Here is a 24,300-nt window from a genome sequence, read left to right on the forward strand (position 1 = left end):
CACAAAATTAAAAAATCAGAAAGGATATCCTATCCCGATATTAAATACTGCCTGTCCGCTCTCACCAAGGGGCCTATTAAGGGAGATTTTGTCAAGTACAAATCTTTCACCCTCAGGCTGGGCAGGATCTACAGCTTTGACCCCCATATCCAAACGCAATACGAGAAAATCAAAGTCCATTCTTAAGCCAACTCCGGTGCCAACTGCAATTTCCTTATAAAACTCAGTGGCTCGAAACTGCGCACCATCTCTAGTTGGGTCGGGGAGGAAAGTCCAGATATTACCTGCATCAATAAAAAATGCTCCATCAAAGTAACCAAACAGCTTGCGACGGTATTCAAACATGGTTTCGAATACTATCTCACCAGGCTGCTCGAATCTGTAATCAAAAGTACCATCCTCCCTCAATTGTGGCGTAAATGAGCCTGGACCCAAACGTCGGGGCTGCCAAGCTCGGTTACTTGTACTACCTCCAGCAAAGAAGTACTTTTCGTATGGTAGTACTCCGTTACTTATTCCATAAGGGCGAGCAAGACCTAAATTAGCTCTATAGGCAAATGTACTCTGATTGTTTATTGGAATATAACGTCTCCAGTCAAGTTGGACTTTGACAAATTGAAAGTAGGCCAATGATCTGTTATCAAAGAATTCAGGAGAAAGGAAGTTGTAGGTAGTACCACCGCTTTCTCCAAAAACCCTCAAAAGCGATGCATTTCTTTTTCCAAACAACCCATACTCATTGAAATTGATGATCGCCTGCCCCGATACGCTACTAACATAGGAAGACAAAAAAGAATTGATAAGATTGTTTCCTTGATTCTGGAGCTCTCTCAATCGGTCATCGAAATCTGGATTAAGGTTGGACCTAATGAAGTTTGCATCAAGCAGGTTCATAGTAAATTGTTGCCTCAAGTCTCTTGTTGCCCAATTGTAGGCGAAAATTGTGTTTAGCGCTTCCCTCACATATTCGGGGCGATTTACGTAGTTGTAACCGAATAGAACCCTTGTTCGCGGGTTGTACCGGCCAAATTGGTTAAGTGCCCAGGTATTGAATGGGAATAGGAACTGGGGGAAAATAAACGATGCGGAGGTGTTGAGCTCCCTACTTCGGTACACACCACCTTCGGCAGTTGCGGATGCCACACCTTCCAATCCAGCCCTGAAGTTCAATTCAAAGATTTCCAATCCTCCAAAAAGGTTCCTATTTCTTAGCGAGTGGCTGAAAAATGGACCCGGCAACTGCTCTGTAACACTTGCACCTAACTGATTTATCACCTGATATTTTTGACTGGGACTAGTAAAAATACGTGTGTGGATTTTATTTCCCAAAGTATCAAAGCTTATGTTGACAAACCTAAATACATCTAGATTTGCCAGTTGTCTTTGGGTTTCAAGAACGTCTCGGCGATTATAGACATCTCCTTCGTTGATGAATATCCTGGAATTTATTATCCTTTCCGCGTAACGTTCTCTATAGAGAATGAATTTTTTGTCATCAAAGTTAGATTCAATTTGCTTGTCGGGGATTATCTCGCTGGGTGAAGAAATGCGGAAAGTAACCGAATCAACCCTGTAGACACGGTGCTGCTCATCATAGACAGGCTTTCTTATCAATTGTTCGACTTTGACATGTTTCTCAAGCGTGTCTTTGTAAACATTATATTCAATGTAGGATTTAGAAAAGGTATAATACCCGTTTTCTTTCAACAAGTCCTCGACTCGCTGCCTTTCACGGCTGATATTGGATTGTACATATCGGCGATCCGGAACTATGAAGGTGTTTTTGTTAGAGTTTTGAAGCAATTGATAAATATGTGGGTCATCCGACCTCGTGAAAACAGAGTCAATTATATACTCATCGTTTTCATCTACTTGATAAGTGATATGGGCTTTTTGCTTTTCTTTGCGGACTGATGACGTTACTTCAGCATCAAAAAAGCCATTGTTGACTAGATAGTAATTAATCTGTTTTTCTGTTTCAAAAGCCTTGATGCTATCATAAATTACCCTAGGGCTCCCTGTCCTCATAAACCAGTTACCGTATTCCAGTTTTCTTTCCAAATTTGAAATACGAGAATTGATTTTTATGTATCGTCGCCGAAGTTTACTTTGGGAGGGATTTTCTTGGAGAGTGGCTTCCAGAAAGTCCCTTTCTTCCTCAAATTCATTTTTTCGCTCAGCCAATTTGATACTGTCATAGGTAACCATTCCCAGATCATGTAGGAAAATGCCAGGGGAAAAATTGATAAGTGGAACGCGGGTATTGGGTTTTTGGGCAATGAGGTTTCGGACTGCCTCACCGTCAGCATTTTTAACACCTTTCACTTCGATATCATAAACCAAATACTGCCCCTTCTCCAGGCCTTTTGTCAAACTACAGGCCGTGGTTACGATTAGGAACAGAAGAAAGTTTATATATTTGAAGTAATTCACGCTATAGATATCCCAAATGCTCAGCAAAAATACGGTTAAGTTTATTAAATCCTTGCAACAGAAGAAATTCAGGAGGCAAGAAAACTCTTTTTTCGTAGAAGGTGCCAAGAATGTAACGGAATTATTACGTTCCGAATATGAAATTACTCATTTGCTTTTTACTGAGACCTTTGAAATAGAGAATATCAGCTTAATTAAACGATGCGGCGCAGAAAAATATAAAGTTACCCAAAAGGTATTAGAAAGTGCGGGTTCTTTTCAAAGCAATGATGCCGCTCTTGCCGTTGCAAAAATCAAAGAAAATGAGCCTCTTAAACTGGAAAAGCCTGAATTAATTCTAGCCTTGGACGACGTGAGAGACCCAGGAAATCTTGGAACTATCATCAGAATTGCCGATTGGTATGGTTTGAATAAAATAATTTGCAGTCCTCAGTGCGCCGACATTTATAATCCAAAAGTGCTTAATTCTAGCATGGGGTCATTTACAAGGATGAATTATTTTTACACAGAACTTCATAAGTTTTTGGAAAATTGCAATAAACCAATATTCGGTGCTTTTTTAGAAGGGGATAATATTTATGAAAGCGAACTTCCTGCCGATGCTGTTATTGTGATGGGAAATGAATCCAAGGGAATATCTCCCGAGATAGAGAAATTGATATCACATAAGCTTACAATCCCGCAGTTTGGCCAAGCCGAATCTTTGAATGTAGCGATTGCAACAGCTGTGATTTGCGATAACTTTCGCAGATTTCAGTGGAAGAAGTGATCAGCTAAAAAAAGAGGTGTCGGAAGAAGCCTCATCCATCATCTTCTGTGAAGTCTCCTTGCCTAGGTATCGGTCAATTACACTGTGCCCTAGATAAAGCATAGGGGTCAACATTACGGCCACAACAAATTTGTAGATGTAATTCATAATGCCTACTGAGATGACCTGAGCCCAAGTCCAATCGCCAAATACATAAAAAGCTATTATCAGCACCACAAAGGAATCAAAGAACTGGCTTATAACTGTAGAGCCTGTGGCTCTTAGCCAGATTTTACGGGGACCGGTGATTGCCCGCAGTTTTTGGAACACAAATACATCGATCAATTGGCCAAGCAAAAATGCGATCAGGGAACCGGCAATGATGCCAAGTCCCTGACGAAATATGGTGTTGAAAGCGAAATTGATATTAAAGGGATTGCCGGCATCGTCTATTGGAGTGACGGTAAGCCAGAAAGGTGCGGGAGGCAAACCTGTCACCACGGTAATGACTATGAAAATGTATGCAATAAAGAATGCAGTGAGAAAGCTGATTTTTCGTACACCTTTTTTACCAAAATATTCATTTATGATGTCAGTGGTAACAAACACAACCGGCCAGATAATGGCTCCTGCGGTAAGGTTGAAGTCCAATACATAATCCTCAAAAAAGGTCCAGTTGGCAGGGGAGAGCCCTACAGTTTTTTCTCCGGAAAAGATTTTGACTCCGATGATTTCGGCAAGGATAGCATTGGTAAGGAAAATGCCTGCCAGTATGATGAAAAGGTTGGTTTTTTTTGACTGGAATCGTTGTTCAGCTAATAGGGCATCCATTCTTCTAAAACGTGGGTTATGCCTTCAATACTTAACTCGGTATTAGGGAAAACTTCCTTAGCCTCCATTAGCAGGCCATTTAATTCCTTGTACCTGACCGAATAATGGCCCAGGAGAAGTTTTTTTACATTGGCCTGTTTGGCAATGCTAGCCGCCTGTGATGCTGTGGAGTGAAAGGTTTCCTTTGCCCTTTCCTTTTCGCTTTCCATGAAAGTAGATTCATGGTAGAGCAAATCTACCCCTTCGAAATTGGGAATCAATTCCGGGTCAAAAATCGTGTCTGCACTATAAGCATAGGACCGAGTGTGGGGAGGTGGATAAGTGAAATCATCCAAACTGTAGATTAACTCACCGGAATCTTCATCAAAGACATTCTTGCCAGCCTTTAAGTTATTTATTGCTTCCAAGCTTAATTTATGTTGCTGCAACATTTCCTTTCTCAGGTTTCGAGGTTTAGGTTTCTCCTCGAAATAAAACCCATTGCAGGGAACCCGATGCTTCGTTGGGAAACTCTGAACTTCAAAGCTTTTATGGTCAATCAGTTTTTTCTTTTCTCCATCAATTTGTACAAAGGTAAGAGGGTAATTAAGTTTAATATTACCGTATTTTAACTGTATTGTGATGATTTCATCCAGACCTTTCGGTCCAAATATGGTAAGTGGCTTAGTTCTCTTATTGAGGTGAAAAGTGGATAACACTCCCATCAGGCCCAAATAATGATCACCGTGGAGATGGGAAATCAAAATGTACTCAATTTTAGAAGTCTTTATTCCAAACTTCCTGAATTGAATTTGGGTGCCTTCTCCACAATCCACTAAAACAGAAACCCTCCCAATAGTGACTAATTGGGAGGTCTGGTTTCGGTTGTGGGCCGGAGCGGCTGAGTTAGACCCTAAAATGGTGACATGGAAATCCAATTCTATTCTTCCTCGTCAGTTGTGTTTTTGATTTCATGGATAAATATAGCCTCAGCTGCCTCTTCATGATTGTCAGCCAAGTTAAGTACTTTGTCAAGCATGGATATCTTTATAAGCTTCATCACATGTTCTTGAGGATTGCTAATAACGAAAATACCACCGTCTTCATTGAAGGCTCTGTTGCCTACCAAAAGCGCACTAAGTCCGCTGGAGTCCGCATATTTGACTTCACTCATATCCAAAATCATGTTTCTGTATCCTTCAGCATGCACTGTAAGCAACTCTGATTTCAAAACTGGACTCAAAGCAGAGTCAAGTTTTTCCTCGTGGGGAGTGAAAACTACATATTGCTCTTTTTTATCAACTGAATATTTCATAGTAGTATAGGTATTAGAGACCTTGGGTGGTCTGCTGTGTATGGTTTAAAATTGCTTTTTCTATTCTTTCTGTCAGGTTTTCGGACGGGGCTTTTACAAACTTTTCTCCGGTTATCTTTTCAAAAAGTTCTATATATCTATCAGAAATCTCAATCACTTTATCCTCTGACATAAATGGTATTTCCTGACCTTCCTTCCCTTGAAAATTATTGGCTATAAGCCATTGACGTACAAATTCCTTTGAGAGCTGTTTTTGAGGCAAGTTAGCCTGCTGGTTTTTCTCATAACTATCGGAGTAAAAATACCTGGAAGAATCAGGGGTGTGAATTTCATCTATCAAAAATATTTCACCCTTATATTTTCCAAACTCATATTTGGTGTCTACCAAAATCAGGCCTTTTTTTGCAGCCAGCTCAGTACCCCTTTCAAATAAGGCCCTCGTGTACTTTTCTAAGAATTCATAGTCTTGCTGGCTTACTATTTTTAAAGCTAAAATATCTTCTCTGGATATATCTTCATCATGACCCTGGTCTGCTTTTGTCGTTGGAGTAATGATAGGTTCTGGAAGCCTGTCGTTTTCTTTTAGGCCGTTTGGCAAATAAACCCCACAAACTTCTCTTTTGCCATCTCGATACTCTCTCCAGGCATGCCCGGCCAAATAACCACGTATGACCATTTCGACTTTAAATGGTTCGCATTTTTTGCCAAAAGTAACATTAGGGTCAATTTGGGCAGTCACCCAATTCGGAACAATGTCCTTGGTAGCTTCCAAAGACTTAGCCGCAATTTGGTTAAGTACTTGACCTTTGTAAGGGATAGGCTTTGGCAAAACAACATCAAAAGCGGAAATCCGGTCTGTAGCCACCACGGCTATAGAGTCTTCAAACATATAGACATCTCGCACCTTGCCACGGTAGAAATCCTTTTGGCCTGGAAAGTTGAAATGTGTCTCTTTAATAGCGGAATTCATCCTTTTTGGGTTAATTAAAACAATACTTCTTAGTTACTTCCAAAATCCCAAAAATCATCAATTGAGAATGTGGATGTTTAAGCAATAACAAAAATATAAAAAGCAGAAGGATTACAGGGTTAATCTGCGGATTTTTCTCCCATATTAAATTCTTCCTCTTTTACCAAGTTCTCCTCCTGATCGAAGTACTGCCATTTACCGTGCCTTCGATTGGCCTTGAACTCACCTTTGACGGCCATACTTCCATTTTGGTGAAATTTTTCGAAATGGCCTTCTTTCCAGTTTCCTATGAAGGTCGTACTGCTTTCTTTTTCCCCAGAAGGAAAATATGAAATCTCCTCACCCGTTTGTTTACCATTCCGGAAACCCCTTTCTAAGATCAAATTGCCATCTTCATCGTACCTCAAGTATTTGCCTTCTCTTCTACCATTGACATAGAAAGTTTCCTCTTGTACGTTACCTGACGTGAAATAGGTGATTTCTTTACCATGAATTCTTCCTTCTCTAAATGGTGTTTCTTTTTGAAGTTTGCCGTCTTCGTAAAAGATTTTTGCCAACATAGGGTCCCCGTATTTGTCATGGGTAGTCACTGCCATTTTTTGGCCGGAAGGATAATAGGCGACAATATCTCCATCAATTTGACCCCTTTTAAAACGGGTGCTACGGGAAAGCTTGCCGTTTTCATGAAATTCCTTAAACTGCCCATGAGGTTGCCCCCTTCGATAATTGCCCTCCTTTTGTTTTTTTCCACTTTCAAAATAAGTCACAAAGTCACCATTCTTTACACCTTGGCGATGAGAAATGATGGAAGCAATTTTTCCCGAAGGAAAGTAGGTTTTTAAGTCTCCTTCCAGCTCACCATTTTTATAAAAAGCTTCTTCCTCAACTGTTCCATCGTGATAGTAAGAAATAAGCTTGCCTTCCAGCTGGCCTAATTCATAAATGGCTTCTTCCTGAAGTTCACCAGAAGGGTGGTAGGTCCGAGATTTGCCATGAGGATAATTTCTTGAAAATTCGGCTACGGATTGTATCGCCCCGTCTTCGTAATAAGTTTTCACCTCTCCTTCAATAATGTCGGATTGGTAGGTGGTAGTTTGGGAGATTTGCCCGTTTTTGTAAAAAGTATGTGATTCACCTTCTTTAAGGCCATCTTGATAATTAATCACACGAAGGGTGTCCTCGGTACCGGGATGAAAATCCACGAAAGAACCTATCTTTTTACCATCCTTAAAAGTGCCTTTTTGAGCAAGAGATCCATCATCATAATATAAGGTGTAGGAGCCTTCTGGTTGATTGTTCACTTTATGATAAACCTCCCTTACTTGAGTTTGACCTGGGTCATAGTAAGTCCTGACGGGTTCTTGAGCTTTAGTTTCAAAAACCAGCATTGATAGTAGCGAAAAACAACCTATAAATAAAGGTGCCTGTTTCATATGGTAAGAAAGGGAAATTGGGCAGCCTGACGCTGCCCAATATGAAATTACATTTTTTCAATCACAATGGCTGAAGCGCCACCGCCACCATTACAAATTCCGGCAACGCCAATTTTTCCGCCTTTTTGGTGAAGTACACTATTGAGAGTTGCGATGATTCTAGCTCCAGAAGCTCCAAGCGGGTGACCCAAGGAGACTGCTCCGCCAAATACATTCAGTTTGTCATTGTCCAAATTCAGCTCTTTTTTATTGGCAATTGCCACCGCTGAAAATGCTTCATTGATTTCATAAAAATCAACGTCAGCTTCCGAAATGCCAGCATTTTTAATAGCCTTAGGAATTGCCAAAGCAGGTGCGGTGGTAAACCACAACGGATCTTGAGCAGCATCAGCAAATCCTCGGATTTTCGCGATTGGCTTAAGTCCTAATTCTTCAGCTTTTTCCTTACTCATAAGAATAATAGCAGATGCACCATCATTCATAGTAGAGGCGTTTGCTGCGGTAACAGTACCTTCTTTATCGAATACGGGACGCAAAGATGGGATTTTTTCAAACATCACATTCTTGAATTCCTCATCTTCATCGATTACAATAGTTTCGCCTTTTCTGCCTTTGATCTCTACAGGAACTACTTCATCCTTGAAGGAGCCGTTTTCCCAAGATGCAGCACTGCGCTTGTAAGACTGAATGGCGTATTCATCCTGATCCTCACGGCTGATGTTCATTTCTTTAGCAGTATTATCTGCGCAGTTACCCATTGGAAACTTGTTGTAAACTTCAAAAAGCCCATCTTTCACCAAGCCATCTACCATTTCGGCATTGCCGTATTTATAGCCAAATCGAGCTTTAGGAATGTAATAAGGTACATTTGACATGCTTTCCATACCACCAGCAACTACTACATCATTTTGGCCAGTCATAATACTTTGAGCGCCAAACATTACAGCCTTCATTCCTGAAGAACAGACCTTATTAACAGTTGTACATGGAACGTTATTGCCGATTCCAGCTCCAAGAGCTGCTTGCCGTGCAGGTGCCTGACCCAAATTGGCCGAGATTACATTACCCATCAATACTTCCTGAACTTCTTTTGGATCGAGGCCTGCTTTTTCCAATGCACCTTTGATTGCAATACTGCCAAGTTCAACAGCAGTCAAAGCGCTAAGCTTTCCTCCAAAACTTCCAAGGGGAGTTCTTACCGCGGATATGATATATACTTCTTTCATTTGGGTTTATATATTTATAGTTAACAAAATTAATTTTACCATTCTGGCAGCCCACGGTTAGTACGCTGCGTGGGTTTTCTACGATTTTGCTGAATATGCCGCATTTCGGTATTGTTCATAGCGTCCAAAATTTGAGCGGCCTGTTGAGGAGTGATGTTCATGTCCTGAAGCTTCTCCTGCATTTGCTGCATTTGTTTGTCACGTTCACTCAAGTCACTTTCTTGATCAGAAAGCTCATCTGAAGGTTGCTCCTGTTGGGATTTTTCGCCCTGGCGGTCTTCTGACTTTTCACTTTCTACATCTGCGTCCTCATCAGTTTGCTCGTCGCCTTCACCTTGCTTTTGGTCTTGGGAGTCCTGCTGGTTTTCCTGATCTTGGTTTTGGCCATCTTGTTGATCTTGCTGGTCTTGTTGCTGATCCTGCTCTTCCTCGTCTTCACGGTTTAGCTTTTCCAATAATGCCTGCATTTTTCTGTCTCCGGGAAACCTTGAAAGCCCTTCAGCAAGGGTCTGGCCAGTACTTTCCCTGTCTGCGTTGACATATTGTTTCGCTGCTCGATTGAAATAGTCTATAGCGGATTGTGCATGAACCAAGTGACTCAGGCCAAAGGCTAGAAAACAAACTAATAGAAATTTATTGATTGTTGATTTCATTCACTTCATCTAAATATTGAATAAACTCCTGATAATACGCCACCGTTTCATCAATCTGCAGCGCTCTTTCCATGATGCTTTGGGCTTCACCAAAGTTAAACTGGTCCACCATTTTATCCGCTTCCGCCTTCATACGTTTGGCGTAATTGGAAGGCTTCAGCTGATCATCTTCCGGCTGGTCATCCTTTTCTTCTGGGTCTTCATTTTGAGCCAGCCAACGGGCGAGCATTTCGTAATTATGTCTGGCAGTTTCGTTTTCTGGGTTTCTGACCAAGGCCGCCCGAAATGCCTGCAATGCCTCCTTGAATTCCTTCTCCCTTCCGGCAATAGTGCCGTTTTGATTGGAGGCCATGGATGCAATTAACCTGTTTGGGCTCTCAGTTAGTTCCTGAAATCCACGTTGAGCCTCCTCTTCCTGCCCATTTAACTGATAGCTGAGGTTTAGGTTAAAATTTGCTTCGGGTGAATTGACGTTAAAATCATTTTTGAGAGCCAAATGTTCTCGGACAGCGGATTCGTAGTCGGTTTTTTTATAGGCAGTCTCCGCTCTATTGAGGGCCTTGTTGCGTAAGGCAATTTCTTTCCAGGTAGCTGGAATTATAAGTAGAATGACAAATATGAAAGTTATAAACTGATTCATTCCTTACATTGAGATTGTTCGTAATGGCAAGATCATATCTAAAAGTGCAAGTCCCAGTCCGGCCAAAAGAAAAAAGAAATATTTGTTAGCCGAAGCCTCTACCATTCTAGTTCCTGTCACTGTTCCCTCAATTCTTTCTATTGCTGATATAAGATAGGGTATATCCATGGCCGTATCGCTAAGTTCAAAATATTGACCATCAGTACGGGTTGAGACGGTTTTGAGGGTGGTGGACTCCAGTTTGGTAATTGCTGGACGTCCTTGGCGGCGGTCCATTATTACTCCGCTGCCTTGCGGAATTGTGCTCCCTTCGGCAGTACCGACTCCAAGGCTAAACACCCTCACACCAGATTCATTGAGATTTTTGATAGCGTTTTCAAGGTTTTCTCCAAAATCCTCCCCATCACTAATTAATATGATAGACTTGGAAGTGTTTCCTGGATTTGCATCCTGGTTGAACTTGGTAAGAGCCAATTCTAAAGGAGCAGCTAAGTCGGTTCCATAATTTGGGACCAAACCTGTGTTAAGTCCATCGATATGAAGCTGGATGATGTTTTGGTCAAATGTCAACGGGCATTGGATAAATGCCTCAGAGGAGAAAATGATGATGCCTATTCGGTCCGAGTCAAAGTTTTTGACAAGCTTCTTCATTTCCATTTTGATCCTTTCCAACCTGCTGGGAGCGATGTCCTGCGCATCCATGGATCTGGACAAATCTACTGCAATGAATATATCCTTTCCTTCTTCCTTAATTTCCTTAAGCGCGCCCCCGATGGAAGGACCCGTAAAGGCGACCAGAAAAAGAATAAAATATGCTGTCCGTATCAACAGTTTCACCAAAAGCGTTCCTTTTTGGACTTTAAGTTTGGTATTGATACGATAAAAGCGATATAAATAAATTACGTATAGTAGGGTGAAAAAAACCGCTAAAATACTTATGGTGTTAAAATCAGGATATGCCCAAATCATGGCTTGAAATTAGGTATTTTTATCAAAACGAAATAGGAGAGGATTAATTATTCGTTACGACTGTGTTATAATTTATGTTAATTTTTGCTCTTTTGAGGGGAAACTAATTGTTTTGGGAGTTGTTATCGGTTTAGCATTGTCTTTGGATAGGAAAAGTTGAAGATTTATATAGAATTTAGGAATAAGAAAACACACCTGCTTTTTGGGCTGATTAGTTTGATTTTTACGTTTGTTAGCCCCATTTCATATGCACAGGACCGTGCAGTGATAGAAGGGGTGGTCTATGATGTGGAATCCGGGGATCCCCTCCCCGGGGCAAATGTCTATTGGGCAGGCCGACCTCAGGGAGGGGTGGTGTCCGACGAATATGGGCGTTTTCAACTTCAAAAAATCACTTTACCGGCTGAATTGGTGGTTTCATTTATTGGTTATCAAGAAATAAGAAGACAGATCCAAGACAACGACAAAAGTATAAAAATCTACCTTCGTCCTGAGGAATTTGCTTTAAGTGAGGTGGTCGTAAGTGAAAGAAGGCCTGATGAAAACGTGAGAAGTTTGGAGATGGGAAAATCTGTTGTGCCTATTTCGACCATCAAAAATATTCCGGCCCTCTTTGGCGAGGTAGATATTCTGCGGTCATTACAAATGCTTCCTGGAATCCAGACCGCCGGTGAAGGTACCACAGGTTTATTTGTTCGGGGTGGATCTGCTGATCAAAATTTGGTACAGCTGGATGGAGCACCCATTTATAATCCTTCTCATTTTTTCGGGTTTTTCTCAGTTTTTAATCCCGATGCGATAGATAATGTGTCGCTTTATAAAGGCAATATTCCAGCCCAGTATGGGGGCAGGCTATCTTCTTTGGTTGATGTATCTCTGAAAGAGGGAAACACAAATAGGATCAAAGGTGAAGGTGGAATTGGGACCATAAGTTCGCGATTCACAATTGACGGGCCGATCAACGATAAACTTACGTTTGTAGCTTCTGGAAGAAGGACATATGCAGATATTTTTCTTGGGCTTTCAAATGATCCAAACATTCGGAACAATTCGCTTTATTTTTACGACCTCAGCGGGAAAATAACCTACAGGCCGAGCGACAAAGATAAAATTACGATTAGCTCTTATTTTGGTAATGATTTTCTGGGGCTTTCGGAGCAGTTTGGTTTTGGTTGGACGAATTGGGTTAATAGTGCTGTGTGGAATCGCACCTTGGGTGAAAATCTGTTTTTAGATGTAAATGCTTATCATAGTTCCTATAATTATGCGGTTTCATTTGAAGATGAGGACAGCGGGTTTGCATGGGATAATTTATTCTCAGAAAGCGGATTGAGAGGAGAATTGGTGTATACGCCAAAAGAGAATCTTCAATTTAATACAGGTTTGCACACCCAATATTATCATTTTGCTCCACTGAACTTCCAACCTGATGAGGGCAGTAGTCTTGAAGGAATCGGAACTACTGCCAGGAATGCGATTCAATATAATTTGTTTATTTCATCCCAGTTGGAAATTAATCCCAGATTAAGTGCAGAGGTAGGGTTAAGAAAAAGCATTTATCAGCAAATTGGTCGAGGTATAGAATATGAATATGAGAATGACAATCCACAAACGGAGGAAATTACAGGAATAATCAGTTATGATAATTTCCAAACTATGCAGGTTTATTCCGGATGGGAACCCCGTGCCGCCCTTCGCTATCTTGTGAATGAGTCCAGTTCGGTGAAAGCCTCCTACAACAGGAATTATCAATATCTTCAAGTCGCTTCAAACAGTTCAGCCGGACTTCCTATAGATAGATGGGTACCAGCGGATAGGTATATGAGTCCTATTAGTGCCGACCAGTATTCTGTAGGTTATTTTAAAAATCTACGCAACAACCGGTGGGAATTCAGTGTGGAAGCATATTATAAGGACTTCCAAAACATCATCGATCTAAAGCAAGGCGCGAATGTGCTATTTACCGATAATGTAGAAACCGAAATCCTTGCAGGAAGAGGTTGGGCTTATGGTGCTGAATTCCTTATCCGGAAAAATGTGGGATCCACAACAGGCTGGATTGGTTATACTTATTCGAGAACTTTCAGGCAGATTGAGGGTATAAGTATGGGGCAACCATTTAATCCCCGTTTCGACCGACCTCATGATCTGAACCTAGTACTTAATCAGCAATTTAATCCTAAATGGTCCGCCTCATTGACTTTTGTATATACCACTGGTCAAGCAGTTACTTTCCCGATTGGGATTTATGAGGTGGACAACCAGCGGTTGCCTTTGTATTCTGAGTTGCGAAATGAAGACAGGTTTCCTGATTATCACCGCATGGATGTTTCCTTTAATTATAAAGCTCCCGATAAAGGAAGAAAATGGAGAGGGAGTTGGAATTTCAGTGTTTATAATGTTTATGGAAGGAAAAACCCATTTTCTTATCAATTTGCTGAAATTCTTAACGAGACAATTAATTTTCAACCATCATTGGATAATCCTGTCACTACCCGCAGGCCCGGAGTGGTCAAAACATACTTATTTACTTTCCTTCCGTCCCTAACCTATAATTTTGAGTTTTGAAGAAGTTAATAATATATATAGTCCTGCTTAGTAGCTTTTTGGTTTATTCATGCCAGGAGGAGGTGTTTATAGATTTGGAAAGCCAGCCGGATATTCCCGTGATTGAGGCTATTTGGACGGATGCACCTGGCTTAAACCAGGTTTCGATTTCTTATTCAAAAGATTATTATAACCTTGAGGAAAACCAGGTAGAAAGCGAGGCCGATGTTTTTATTCAAGATGAAGAGACCGGCCAGGTTTTTCCTTTTCGGTTTGTGCCTCAAATAGGGGCCTATTTGCCAGTCAACAATCAAAAAGCTCAAGTTGACCGTGAATATTCATTGAATGTCTTATTGAATGGAAGGCATTACTATTCCAAGGGCAAAGTACTTCCACCGCCCACTTTGGACAGCATCGCAGTTAATTTCAGAGAAGAACGTTTGTTTAGAGATGAAGGGTATTATCTCACATTATATGGGGACATTCCATTTGATAGGGATAACAATTATCGTATTCGAATTGTCAGAAATGATACGCTACTCAACCGGCGAAATGATTATTTGCTTTTTGATGACACATTTGGTACCCAGATTTTAAACAGAGGATTTGAATTGACTGGATATGCTTTTAAGGAAAACGATAGAATAAGATTAGAACTTTTCAGACTTAATCGGGAAGCGTATGATTATTTGAACGAATTGGTTGGATTATTATTTAATGATGGAGGCTTATTCAGTCCTCCTCCTCAAAACCCCACCACGAATATAATAGAACTCAATGAAGAGGGAGAGGTTTTGGGATATTTTAAAAGTAGTTCTGTACTTAGTTCCATAATCACCATAGGAGGGTCGGAGGAATGATTTCTGAGAGCCAAATGTTTGGGAATAATGAGTCAAATAAAATTTCGTAAGTGATGTTCAAACCTATCCAATTGATATTTTTTTGTATTTTTAGGGAGCGGATATTTTAAAATCTGCCTCAAACAAGAAACTTGATTGCATGGGTGTGTGGATAAAAATACTAGGAATCAGGCGGTTAAGTGGAACTTGAAAATGTTATAGTAGTGTCTGTGGAACGAAAAGAGAAATTTATAGATATTGAAAAAATCCTTGGAGATAAAAACCCAGGCTTGAAAAAGTGGCTACCTTCTCCAATTTTAAAGTATATTAAGAGAATTGTTCATGAGAATGATATTAACACTATCATGAACAAACATGGTCACCTTCAAGGTCTGGAATTTGTGGATGCTTTAATCAATGAATTCGGAGTCGAGGTGGAGCTCAGAGGTGAGGAAAATATATCCTTGGAAAAAGGGGTGATATTTGTAGCCAATCATCCATTGGGCGGCTTAGATGGAATAGCATTTATGCATGTGCTGGGTAAGCATAGACAAGACATCAAGTTTCTGGTCAATGATATATTAACCAATATTAAAAATTTTGAATCCCTTTTTGTACCGGTAAATAAGCATGGTAGTCACGGAAGGGTAGGAATAGCAGCGATCGAGGCGGCCTACTCGGGGGATGATGCTTTATTGGTTTTTCCAGCAGGACTGGTTTCCAGAAAGCAACCTGAGGGCATCAAGGACTTAGAATGGAAAAAAAGCTTTATTTCAAAAGCGAAAAAATATAGAAAGACGATTATTCCTGTATATATCGATGGGAGGAATTCAGGCTTCTTTTACAACCTTGCCCGAATCCGAAAAATGGCAGGGATAAAAGCGAACGTTGAGATGTTTTACCTTGCTGATGAAATGTTTCAGCAAAGGGGCAAAAAAGTGATAATTCATATTGGGAAACCGGTGCCTTATCAGCATTTTGACAGCAGTAAAAATGAAAAACAATGGGCAAGTGAAATGAGGGATCGTGTGTATCAGATGGCTCAAGATAAATAGACTTATGCAAGAAATTATAGCACCTATAGATAAATCAACATTAAAGAATGAATTGAACAGGGACAGGTTTCTCCGTTATACTAATAATGGAAATAATGAAATTTACTTGGTCAATTATCATAATGCGCCAAATGTGGTAAAAGAGATAGGTAGATTAAGGGAGATTACATTTCGACAGGCTGGGGGTGGTACAGGCCTTCCTTTTGATATTGATGAGAATGATACAAATGAAAGGTGCTATGACCAGTTGATTGCCTACAATCCTGAAGACGAAGAGATAATAGCCGGCTATAGGCTAATTAATTGTGGTCAAAACGGAGTCAGCCAAAACGGGAAGTTGAATCTGTCGACAGCCCATTTGTTCAAGTTTTCCGAAAAATTCATCAAAGACTTCCTACCACATACCATTGAGTTAGGCCGTTCATTTGTTCAACCGAAATATCAGCCGAGTAAGGATAAGAGAAAAGGCCTTTTTTCTTTGGATAACCTCTGGGATGGTCTTGGGGCCATAGTTATGCTCAATCCCGATGTGAAATATCTATTTGGTAAGGTGACAATGTACCCGCATTATAATAAGGAGGCTCGTGACCTGCTACTCTATTTTATGAATCATTATTTTCCTGACACCGAAGAATTAGTAAGACCATTGGAGCCTCTTGGCTATTATGGGGATACAATTATGTTTGAAAAATTGTTTGAAGGACTTGATTATAAGGAGGGTTATAAAGTACTAAACAGCAAGGTCCGGGCCTATGGGGAAAACATTCCGCCATTGATCAATACCTATATGAACCTTTCTTCTAGCATGAAAACATTTGGTACCTGTATGAATAACGAATTTGGAGCGGTAGAAGAAACTGGGATTCTGATAACCATAGATGATATCTACGAGACTAAAAAAAGCAGGCATATGGATACCTTTGAGCGGGATAGGGTAAAATAATCTTATTTTTTTAGCCAATAATTTAAAATTATTGGCTTTTTTGTTTTTAACAAGTATCTTTAACCAAGATTTGAAGATATTCCTATTGCTTATTTTTTTAGGGACTTGGCTTGATTGACCCTTCAATAATCGAATTTGATTACCAAGATCAATTTTTAAAATTCCCAGTATGAGTTTTTTCTGCGTTTTAAAAAGCAGTTTTTTCTGCCTTTTTAATCAACTTCCAACGGTATTTTGGTCAAAAAATACTAAAATAATCCTTTCAATAGGAAGGTATAAATCCCCTTTCCCAAACCTATTTGTTGACATTGGCGATTTTTCTGTGGAAAATTTTGCTAGATGTTTGTCTAGTTAAATACAAAAATGTATATTCGAAAAGCATTTTGTTTTATTTGTAACCAGTTTTTAGGATAAACTTCTGATTTTTTATGAAGACCGAGTTTTTACGAGTAGCGTATGTATTGTTATGTGTAACTGCATTTTCAAGCTGTATTTCTAATAAAAAGATCATATATCTTCAAAATCTTGCCGGAAAAACGGAAATTAAAGAAGAAACCTTGGTAACCTATGATTTGCCTGTATATAGAATACAGCGGGATGATATAATTGATGTACAGGTTCGCTCCACTAATATAGAGGTAAATGAAATTTTTAACCTCGCTTCTGGAATGGGAGCAGGAGGGCAAATGGGTATGGGCGGTGGCTTCATGGGTGGCGGCGGTGGTGATATTTACTATATGACCGGGTATACCGTAGACAAGACTGGTATGATAGAATTGCCTTTTGTTGGAAAACTTTCCGTTGAGGGTCTAAATACGGATGAGATCAAAGAGCTCGTTGAGAAAAACTTGATGCAGTATTTTCAAGATGAAATTTTTGTTCGGGTTAAGCTTGGAGGTATTAGGTATGCGGCCTTTGGAGAATTTAAGATGGGTGGTAAATTCGTAGTACTCCAAAACCGACTTACCATTTTTGAGGCAATTGCAAATGCAGGGGATTTGACCATCTTGGCTAAAAGGGATGAATTACTGGTGTTGAGGCAATATCCTGAAGGCACTAAGCTTCACCGGGTAAATCTTAAGGACAGAAACATCATTAATTCGCCTTTTTACTTCATACAGCCCAATGATCAACTATATGCCGAACCGATCAAAGCTAGAGAAATAGGTGGGGGGGAAACTGGAGTGCAGACTTTTCAATTGTTTATGACTTTGCTGTCAGCAGGTCTATTTATTTATGCAATTTTTCTAAATGACTAGGGTATGAAAAACAATGTCCAAAATAATTCGCAAAACAATCCTTTTGAAGCTACTGGAGATGGTTACGATTTTCAGGCTTTGCTTAAGAAGTTTCTTGCTAAGTGGTATCTTTTCTTGATATTTCCCGCTATAGGCTTTGGTGTTACCTATTTTGTCAATGACATCCTTTTTACCAAATACAAAGTAGAGTCATCAGTGCTGATTGGTGATTTTGGAAAGGAAAACATGAATTCCGTTTTATTTGAAAATTTGGTACCCCAAACTGGGACCAATCTCGAAAACGAAATCGGAATTCTATCTTCATTTGGTCTTCATGCCCGCACAATTGAAAATTTGGATTTTAATGTTTCTATCTCCGAAAAGAACATTTTAGGAGACGAACATGATCTGTATAGAGTAGCACCTGTTAATATAAATTTAGATCTTAATAAACCCTATGTCGCCAACGGTACCATGATATTGTCCATTACGGATGAAGGGGCAACTTTAGAAACGGAAGGAGACAGTTATAATATTTATAATCCAGTTTCAAAGACTTATTCCTATAATGAGGGTAATTTGAAAGCTAGGTTGAAAGATGGAGCGCCGCAGATGACGCCTTTTGGGGCTATGACCTTTAACATTATTGATCAAGAGTTTAGAGGAGAACTAATTGTAAGATTTCACCCCACCCATGACCTGGTTTTGGGGTATTTGTATTCTGTGAAGTTTGAGGAACCGTTGAATGAAAGTACAATTATCAAATTATCAATGATCAGTTCTTCTCCTGAAAAGGCCAAGATTTACTTGTCTGCTTTGATGAATCAATACATACAAGAGGAACTGGACCAAGCCAATAAGACTGCAGAGAACATCGTCAACTTTATTGATTCTCAACTAACTGGAATTACAGACAGTCTTAATCATATAGAAAATAGACTTGAGAATTACCGGACGAATCATCAAATTTTTGATTTAAGCAGTGAGGGGGCCTCTATATATGGAAGGCTTGCTGATTTAGAGCAAGAAAAAGCGGTTTTGGATATGAGTTTAAGGTATTACCATACTTTAAATGAATATGTGCAGGAAGAAAGGTTTGAAGATTTGATGGTGCCTTCATTGGCTGGGGTTACTGAACCGGTACTGAACCAGCTTGTGGGGAAAGTATTGGAGCAACAAGGGCAACTCTCAACTTTGAGATTGGCCTTAACAAAAGATAACTCCAGACTTAAGAATGAAGAGGAAAAACTTAGAATCGTTATCAGATCTCTGAGGGAAAATCTTAAGAACCTACTCATTAATACCCAGGCGCAAAGTGAGGATCTAGATCGTAGGATTGCCAAAGTAAACAGTGAGGTAAATAGTTTGCCAGCAACAGAAAGACGATTACTATCCATTCAGAGGAAATTCACCATCAACGAAGGGATCTACAATTACTTGCTACAACGAAGAGCAGAATCCGCTATCTCTAAAGCTGCTACCAAAAGTCAAAACAACATCCTTGATGAACCAAGAATTATCGAAGCTGTTTTTCCAAAACACCAGAACAACTTGGCTATTGGGATCCTACTAGGCCTTATAATTCCTGCTCTATTCATTTTTACCAAGGATTTTTTCCGAAACAAGGTGGAATCAGTCTCAGATATCAAGAAATATTTTACTTATCCCATAATAGGTAATGTACCTAAAAGCAAGGTTCAAGGTGATTTGGCTGTTTATAATTTCCCTAAATCCCACGTGACTGAGGCTTATCGGTCAATTAGAGCAAACTTCAAGTATTTGTTTCCTGAGAAGGAAATGAAATCTCTTTTTGTGACCTCTGGTCAACCCAAGGATGGTAAAACCTTTACTGCTGTCAATCTTGCTTCAATTTTCGCATTAAGTGGTAGGAAAACAGTGATCGTAGGTGTAGACCTTAGAAAACCAAGGCTTCATGATTCATTTCATATGTCAAACAAGTTAGGGTTAACTTCATACTTAATCGGGCAGAACAGTTATGAGGAAATTGTGACGCCAACCGATTATGAGAACCTTCATGTAGTAGTCGCTGGTCCGATACCTCCAAATCCTGCTGAGTTAATATTGACCCAGAAATTCAGAACGTTTGTGGCAGCTTTACATGAACAATTCGATACGATTATTTTTGATACACCGCCCATGGGGGTAGTTGCAGAGACCTTGGATATCATGTCTTTGTGTGATGCAGGGTTGTTTGTGATAAGAAAAGATCAAACAACTCTTGAAGCTCTTGAGGCATGTAAGGATACTTTAGAGAAAACCAATTTTAATTCGCTTTATATAGTTTACAATGATTGTGAGGATGTCCGTTCTGGATATGCTGCTGGTTATTATGGTGATGAAAGTGAGGGGAAGTCAAAAGTTTTAGTTAAAGATCCCGCTTGATTTTTTGAATTTCTTGAACTGAAGTAAATATAAAATTTATAATCAATTGATGCTAAGCTTGTTAATGGGGCTGACGGGGCGAAGCCGTGCATGGAGTATTGTTAACTATTAGTTTATAATTTTTAGAGTAAAATTTCCTATATGGATAGTATTAAAAAAATAATTTTAAAATATTTTTCATCTTTTGCATATTTCTTCTTTCATCTAAGGTTTAGGATATTTATCGCTTTGGGATTAAGTCTGTCTGTAGGGCTTATGGATGGTTTGGGGATTGCAATGTTCTTGCCTTTACTCGAGTCAACTGATGGACAAGCTTCAGCAGAAGGTTTGGGAAATCTGGGTTTTCTTCTTGCCTGGATGGACAATATTGGATTAGGTACTGGAGTTGGGGCCGTGTTAATAGTGTTAGTGTTTTTCTTCTGTATGAAAGGCCTATTTTACTTCTGTTCTGAATATTACTCCGTGATTCTTAGAAGATTTTTTATAACTAAAATGAGGTTTGATAATATTGATAGTCTTTCAGATTTTAATTATAAATCCTTTGTGCTGGCTGACTCAGGAAGAATTCAAAATACTTTTTCGGGAGAAGTAGGTCAAGTTTTACAATCATATATTTTTTACTTCCATACCATTCAGGCAGTAATAATGGTTTCTGTATATGCCGCTTTAGCATTTTTTGCTAATCCTCATTTTGCACTTTTGGTGGTAATGGGAGGTGTGGTTACCAATTATTTATATGGAAAAATCTATAGAAAAACTAAAGATCTTTCTGCCCAGATTACTGAAGATGCTCATGATTTTCAAGGTTTATTGGTCCAGAAAGTTGCGTTTTTTAAGTATCTAAAAGCTACTGGATTGGTTTATTCATTCGGACAAAAGCTTAAGAGAACAATTGTTAAAATAGAGGATAGCTCTATGAAAATTGGGAAGTATGCAGCTATATTAAGCGGTTCTAGAGAACCCTTGGTGGTAAGTGTAGTAGCAATTGTTATCCTTGTTCAGCTCAACTGGTTTGGGACCAATATGGGGGTTATATTGCTAAGTTTGCTGTTTTTTTACAGGGCTCTTGCCTATTTAATGGGATTACAAAACACATATAATTCCTTCATAGGAACCACGGGTTCTCTTAAAAATATGACAGCTTTTATGAACGAATTAAGAGCTGGAAGAGAACAATTCGGTAGTATACCTGTCAAAACAATCGAAGATGGGATAACCCTTACTAATCTACATTTCAATTATGGTATTACTCCAATATTGCAGAATATCAATCTTGAAATTAAAAAGAATGAAACTATTGCTTTTGTCGGAGAAAGTGGAAGTGGGAAGACTACATTAGTCAATATCATTGCTGGACTTATGGCTCCCGATCGTGGAAGTATTTATGTTGACGGTATGGATAGGTCGAAGATAGATGTAAGAAGTTTGGCTTTAAAAGTTGGTTACATCACACAGGAACCGGTAATTTTTGATGATACGATCTATAATAATATAACTTTTTGGGCAGATGATAATGAACACAACAAACGTAGGTTTTGGGAGGCTTTAGAAAAGGCCTCGATTGCAGAATTTGTGCGAAGTATACCCGGGCAGGAATATGCTAAACTTGGAAGTAATGGCGTAATGGTAAGTGGAGGGCAAAAACAACGTTTATCTATAGCTCGGGAATTATATAAGGATATTGAAATCCTAATAATGGACGAGGCCACTTCAGCATTAGACTCTGAAACCGAAAAAGCTATCCAACAAAATATTGAGGATTTAAAAGGTAATTATACTATACTGATTGTTGCCCATAGATTAAGTACGATAAAGAATGCCGATAAGATAGTACTACTCCAAAAGGGTAGAATTATGGGGTCTGGCGAATTTTATTCTTTGGTAGAGGATTCGGTTGCTTTTAAAAACATGGTTGCCTTACAAGAGATTTAGAATAATTGATGATTAATAAGAAATCTATTTTTATACTAATTAACACATTACGTGGTGGAGGTGCTGAAAAAGTATTGATTGATATTTTGGAAAGAATTAATTATAATAAATATCAAATTACACTCGGGTTGGTGTTTTCAGGAGGCGTTCACTTTGAAAAAATTCCATCAAATGTTCAAATTGTTTATTTGTTGCCGCAGAATACGTACCTACTGAGATTTTTTAATAAGATAATGTTTGAATGGCCTAAGAAATTGGGAAATGATTTTTTAACAAGATTTTTTGTTAACTATAGATTTCGAAACATTTACGATCTTGAGATTGCATTTATGGAAGGTCTATCAACCAAATACCTAAGCTATAAAAAGAATGCAAATAAACGTATTGCATGGGTGCACACTGATCTGAAGAATAACCACTACACATCTACTTTTTTTGAAAGTGTGGAAGATGAATCCCAGTTTTACAATTTATATGATAAAATAGTTTTTGTGAGCAAGGATTCCATGTTGGAATTTAACGAATTGTTTAATGTTCCGAAGAATAAACAGGTGATACAAACTAACCTAATACCTAAATCCTCTATTCTATTAAGGGCTAAGGATTATACTGTTGAAAAAAACAAATTTATAATTGTTTCAGTGGGGAGATTAGAAATCCAAAAGGCTTTCTATAGACTAGTGGAAGTTGCAAAACTTCTAAAAAATACTGGATATGTATTTGAGGTTTGGTTGATCGGGGAGGGAGAATTGGAAAATGATCTAAAGGCGCAAGTTCAACATTTACAACTCGAAAAAGAATTTATTTTCCTAGGTTATAAATCTAATCCCTATCCGTTTTTACAAGCAGCGGATGTATATATAAACACCTCTATAACCGAGGGATACCCCTTGACGGTTTGCGAAGCAATATGCTTGGGAAGAACTGTAGTATGTACTTCCAGTCCAGGTTCTCGTGAGATTTTAGGTAATAATGAATATGGGATTATTACTAGTCATGATTCTTTCTCGATTTATTCTGCAGTTAAATCCCTAATTGACAATCCTCATATGTTACTTGAATACCAGTCTAAGGCATTGGTTAGATCCGAGATTTTCGATGAAGAGAAAACAATGTTAGAAATTGAAAACCTATTAATTTGATGTTACTCTCAATTGTTTTACCAACGTACAATGTCGAGGATTACCTTTCCAGATGTTTAAAAAGTATTCTAGATCAAGAGGTAGAATCATCTCAATATGAAGTAATAATAGTAAATGATGGCTCCTTAGATCGTTCAGGTAAAATTGCTGAAAGATTTTCAAAACTTTACGGAAATGTGCATTTAATAAACCAAGAAAATAGAGGCTTGAGTGGAGCTCGCAATACAGGGTTGAGGGAGGCTAAAGGAAAATTTGTTTGGTTTATAGATAGTGATGATTGCATAACGGAAGGTTCTCTGAAATATATTCTGGCTTGTTTGATTTCACCTATCGAATCCTTAATAGTAAATTTTCAAAGATGTACTGAGGACGGTAAATATTCAAATTCTTCCATGGTCAATCATCAGTTTGAAGAAAATAGGGTGTATAAAGGGGTTGAATATTTTGCAAATAGGCCGGGTGATTTTTTATGTTCTTGGAGATACATCACCAAAAGAAAACTGTTACTTGAGCATAACCTTTTTTGGAAAGAAGGAATCGTCCATGAAGATAATGAGCATACTCCTCGGCTGTTATACTTTATAGAAAAGTTGCAAATATTACATTCAGCAGTTTATATCTATCAAATCAGGTCCGGTTCAATAATGACGAGCTTTAGCCCTAAAAAAGCAAAAAGTTGGATAGAGATCTTTAAATCTTTGAGAGATTTTAGAAATTCATTGCCGATAACGGATGCCTATAGAAGATTGTTGAATGAGTATCTACTTCAGCAGTACAGCAATTTTTTGCATGATAGTTCCATTTACCCAAATTCAGATGCTGAAGTCAAATCATTGAAGAGAATCGGTTTCCTTGAAAATTGGAAAGGGATGAATATGAAAGAATTTGGGAAATACTTTTGGTTAAAGAATTTCCCACTTTTATTTAGTAAGTTCTCATTCTATTATAATAGGCTTATATAATGAGGATATGTTTCCTTACCTATAGTGTTTTTACTCATGGTG

Annotated in this window: 20 protein-coding genes; 10 read left to right on the forward strand and 10 right to left on the reverse strand. The window is 38.9% G+C overall.

Annotation, left to right across the window (positions count from 1 at the left end):
* Positions 1-15 precede the first annotated feature (15 nt).
* Positions 16-2,460 (reverse strand): translocation and assembly module lipoprotein TamL, encoded by a 2,445-nt coding sequence (tamL, locus tag FPL27_RS08455; RefSeq protein ID WP_394348490.1) that lies wholly within the window; start codon positions 2,458-2,460, stop codon positions 16-18.
* Between tamL and FPL27_RS08460 the strand changes: the two genes are divergently transcribed.
* The gene (locus tag FPL27_RS08460; protein WP_143960680.1) at positions 2,450-3,202 is read left to right on the forward strand and encodes a TrmH family RNA methyltransferase; all 753 of its coding nucleotides are present in this window, start codon (positions 2,450-2,452) and stop codon (positions 3,200-3,202) included. The genes tamL and FPL27_RS08460 overlap by 11 nt on opposite strands.
* On the opposite strand, the gene FPL27_RS08465 is transcribed toward FPL27_RS08460, so the two are convergent.
* The 9 genes from FPL27_RS08465 to FPL27_RS08505 all read right to left on the reverse strand — a co-directional run bounded on the left by FPL27_RS08465 (position 3,203) and on the right by FPL27_RS08505 (position 11,197).
* The gene (locus FPL27_RS08465; protein WP_143960681.1) at positions 3,203-4,012 is read right to left on the reverse strand and encodes a queuosine precursor transporter; all 810 of its coding nucleotides are present in this window, start codon (positions 4,010-4,012) and stop codon (positions 3,203-3,205) included.
* Entirely contained in the window at positions 3,997-4,929 is a 933-nt protein-coding gene (locus tag FPL27_RS08470; RefSeq protein ID WP_143960682.1) for a ribonuclease Z, read from the reverse strand. The genes FPL27_RS08465 and FPL27_RS08470 overlap by 16 nt, the downstream gene beginning before the upstream one ends.
* A gap of 2 nt (positions 4,930-4,931) precedes the next feature.
* Positions 4,932-5,306: an STAS domain-containing protein gene (locus FPL27_RS08475; protein ID WP_143960683.1), complete on the reverse strand. Its 375-nt coding sequence runs from the start codon at positions 5,304-5,306 to the stop codon at positions 4,932-4,934.
* A gap of 13 nt (positions 5,307-5,319) precedes the next feature.
* Positions 5,320-6,276 carry a phosphoribosylaminoimidazolesuccinocarboxamide synthase gene (locus tag FPL27_RS08480; RefSeq protein ID WP_143960684.1) on the reverse strand — a complete coding sequence of 319 codons (957 nt, stop codon included), beginning with the start codon at positions 6,274-6,276 and terminating at the stop codon, positions 5,320-5,322.
* 119 nt (positions 6,277-6,395) lie between these two features.
* The gene (locus tag FPL27_RS08485) at positions 6,396-7,709 is read right to left on the reverse strand and encodes a toxin-antitoxin system YwqK family antitoxin (protein ID WP_143960685.1); all 1,314 of its coding nucleotides are present in this window, start codon (positions 7,707-7,709) and stop codon (positions 6,396-6,398) included.
* Between the two features lie 47 nt (positions 7,710-7,756).
* Entirely contained in the window at positions 7,757-8,935 is a 1,179-nt protein-coding gene (locus tag FPL27_RS08490) for an acetyl-CoA C-acyltransferase (RefSeq protein ID WP_143960686.1), read from the reverse strand.
* 35 nt (positions 8,936-8,970) lie between these two features.
* Positions 8,971-9,588, reverse strand: coding sequence for a hypothetical protein (locus tag FPL27_RS08495; RefSeq protein ID WP_143960687.1), 618 nt, complete (start codon positions 9,586-9,588; stop codon positions 8,971-8,973).
* Entirely contained in the window at positions 9,569-10,228 is a 660-nt protein-coding gene (locus FPL27_RS08500) for a hypothetical protein (RefSeq protein ID WP_143960688.1), read from the reverse strand. Before FPL27_RS08500 ends, FPL27_RS08495 begins: the two co-directional genes overlap by 20 nt.
* Positions 10,229-10,231: 3 nt before the next feature.
* Complete coding sequence (locus tag FPL27_RS08505) at positions 10,232-11,197, reverse strand: vWA domain-containing protein (protein WP_143960689.1); 966 nt, start codon at positions 11,195-11,197, stop codon at positions 10,232-10,234.
* A 156-nt stretch (positions 11,198-11,353) separates the two neighbouring features.
* Here FPL27_RS08505 and FPL27_RS08510 point away from each other — a divergent pair, with 156 nt between their 5' ends.
* From FPL27_RS08510 to FPL27_RS08550, 9 genes are all read left to right on the forward strand, one after another.
* Positions 11,354-13,765, forward strand: coding sequence for a TonB-dependent receptor (locus FPL27_RS08510; RefSeq protein ID WP_394348491.1), 2,412 nt, complete (start codon positions 11,354-11,356; stop codon positions 13,763-13,765).
* Entirely contained in the window at positions 13,762-14,604 is an 843-nt protein-coding gene (locus FPL27_RS08515) for a DUF4249 family protein (protein ID WP_143960690.1), read from the forward strand. The genes FPL27_RS08510 and FPL27_RS08515 overlap by 4 nt, the downstream gene beginning before the upstream one ends.
* Positions 14,605-14,783: 179 nt before the next feature.
* Positions 14,784-15,638, forward strand: a complete 855-nt coding sequence (locus tag FPL27_RS08520) for a 1-acyl-sn-glycerol-3-phosphate acyltransferase (RefSeq protein ID WP_235893399.1) — start codon at positions 14,784-14,786, stop codon at positions 15,636-15,638.
* A 4-nt stretch (positions 15,639-15,642) separates the two neighbouring features.
* Entirely contained in the window at positions 15,643-16,581 is a 939-nt protein-coding gene (locus tag FPL27_RS08525; RefSeq protein ID WP_143960691.1) for a GNAT family N-acetyltransferase, read from the forward strand.
* A gap of 428 nt (positions 16,582-17,009) precedes the next feature.
* The gene (locus FPL27_RS08530) at positions 17,010-17,840 is read left to right on the forward strand and encodes a polysaccharide biosynthesis/export family protein (RefSeq protein WP_143960692.1); all 831 of its coding nucleotides are present in this window, start codon (positions 17,010-17,012) and stop codon (positions 17,838-17,840) included.
* 3 nt (positions 17,841-17,843) lie between these two features.
* Positions 17,844-20,222 (forward strand): GumC family protein, encoded by a 2,379-nt coding sequence (locus tag FPL27_RS08535; protein ID WP_143960693.1) that lies wholly within the window; start codon positions 17,844-17,846, stop codon positions 20,220-20,222.
* Positions 20,223-20,363: 141 nt separating this feature from the next.
* Entirely contained in the window at positions 20,364-22,154 is a 1,791-nt protein-coding gene (locus FPL27_RS08540; RefSeq protein ID WP_143960694.1) for an ABC transporter ATP-binding protein, read from the forward strand.
* An 8-nt stretch (positions 22,155-22,162) separates the two neighbouring features.
* A complete protein-coding gene (locus FPL27_RS08545; protein WP_143960695.1) occupies positions 22,163-23,296 on the forward strand; it encodes a glycosyltransferase in 1,134 nt (377 codons plus the stop codon).
* Positions 23,296-24,258, forward strand: coding sequence for a glycosyltransferase (locus FPL27_RS08550; RefSeq protein WP_143960696.1), 963 nt, complete (start codon positions 23,296-23,298; stop codon positions 24,256-24,258). The genes FPL27_RS08545 and FPL27_RS08550 overlap by 1 nt, the downstream gene beginning before the upstream one ends.
* Positions 24,259-24,300 lie beyond the last annotated feature (42 nt).

The sequence above is a fragment of the Litoribacter populi genome (genome assembly GCF_007483685.1).
Taxonomy (GTDB): domain Bacteria; phylum Bacteroidota; class Bacteroidia; order Cytophagales; family Cyclobacteriaceae; genus Litoribacter; species Litoribacter populi.

Bases quoted from the DNA above. Each gene is read 5' to 3' on its own strand.
- FPL27_RS08460 (WP_143960680.1), top strand. From the start codon at position 2,450: ATGCTCAGCAAAAATACGGTTAAGTTTATTAAATCCTTGCAACAGAAG.
- FPL27_RS08465 (WP_143960681.1), bottom strand. From the start codon at position 4,012: ATGGATGCCCTATTAGCTGAACAACGATTCCAGTCAAAAAAAACCAAC.
- FPL27_RS08475 (WP_143960683.1), bottom strand. From the start codon at position 5,306: ATGAAATATTCAGTTGATAAAAAAGAGCAATATGTAGTTTTCACTCCC.
- FPL27_RS08480 (WP_143960684.1), bottom strand. From the start codon at position 6,276: ATGAATTCCGCTATTAAAGAGACACATTTCAACTTTCCAGGCCAAAAG.
- FPL27_RS08485 (WP_143960685.1), bottom strand. From the start codon at position 7,709: ATGAAACAGGCACCTTTATTTATAGGTTGTTTTTCGCTACTATCAATG.
- FPL27_RS08490 (WP_143960686.1), bottom strand. From the start codon at position 8,935: ATGAAAGAAGTATATATCATATCCGCGGTAAGAACTCCCCTTGGAAGT.
- FPL27_RS08495 (WP_143960687.1), bottom strand. From the start codon at position 9,588: ATGAAATCAACAATCAATAAATTTCTATTAGTTTGTTTTCTAGCCTTT.
- FPL27_RS08500 (WP_143960688.1), bottom strand. From the start codon at position 10,228: ATGAATCAGTTTATAACTTTCATATTTGTCATTCTACTTATAATTCCA.
- FPL27_RS08505 (WP_143960689.1), bottom strand. From the start codon at position 11,197: ATGATTTGGGCATATCCTGATTTTAACACCATAAGTATTTTAGCGGTT.
- FPL27_RS08525 (WP_143960691.1), top strand. From the start codon at position 15,643: ATGCAAGAAATTATAGCACCTATAGATAAATCAACATTAAAGAATGAA.
- FPL27_RS08530 (WP_143960692.1), top strand. From the start codon at position 17,010: ATGAAGACCGAGTTTTTACGAGTAGCGTATGTATTGTTATGTGTAACT.
- FPL27_RS08535 (WP_143960693.1), top strand. From the start codon at position 17,844: ATGAAAAACAATGTCCAAAATAATTCGCAAAACAATCCTTTTGAAGCT.
- FPL27_RS08540 (WP_143960694.1), top strand. From the start codon at position 20,364: ATGGATAGTATTAAAAAAATAATTTTAAAATATTTTTCATCTTTTGCA.
- FPL27_RS08545 (WP_143960695.1), top strand. From the start codon at position 22,163: ATGATTAATAAGAAATCTATTTTTATACTAATTAACACATTACGTGGT.
- FPL27_RS08550 (WP_143960696.1), top strand. From the start codon at position 23,296: ATGTTACTCTCAATTGTTTTACCAACGTACAATGTCGAGGATTACCTT.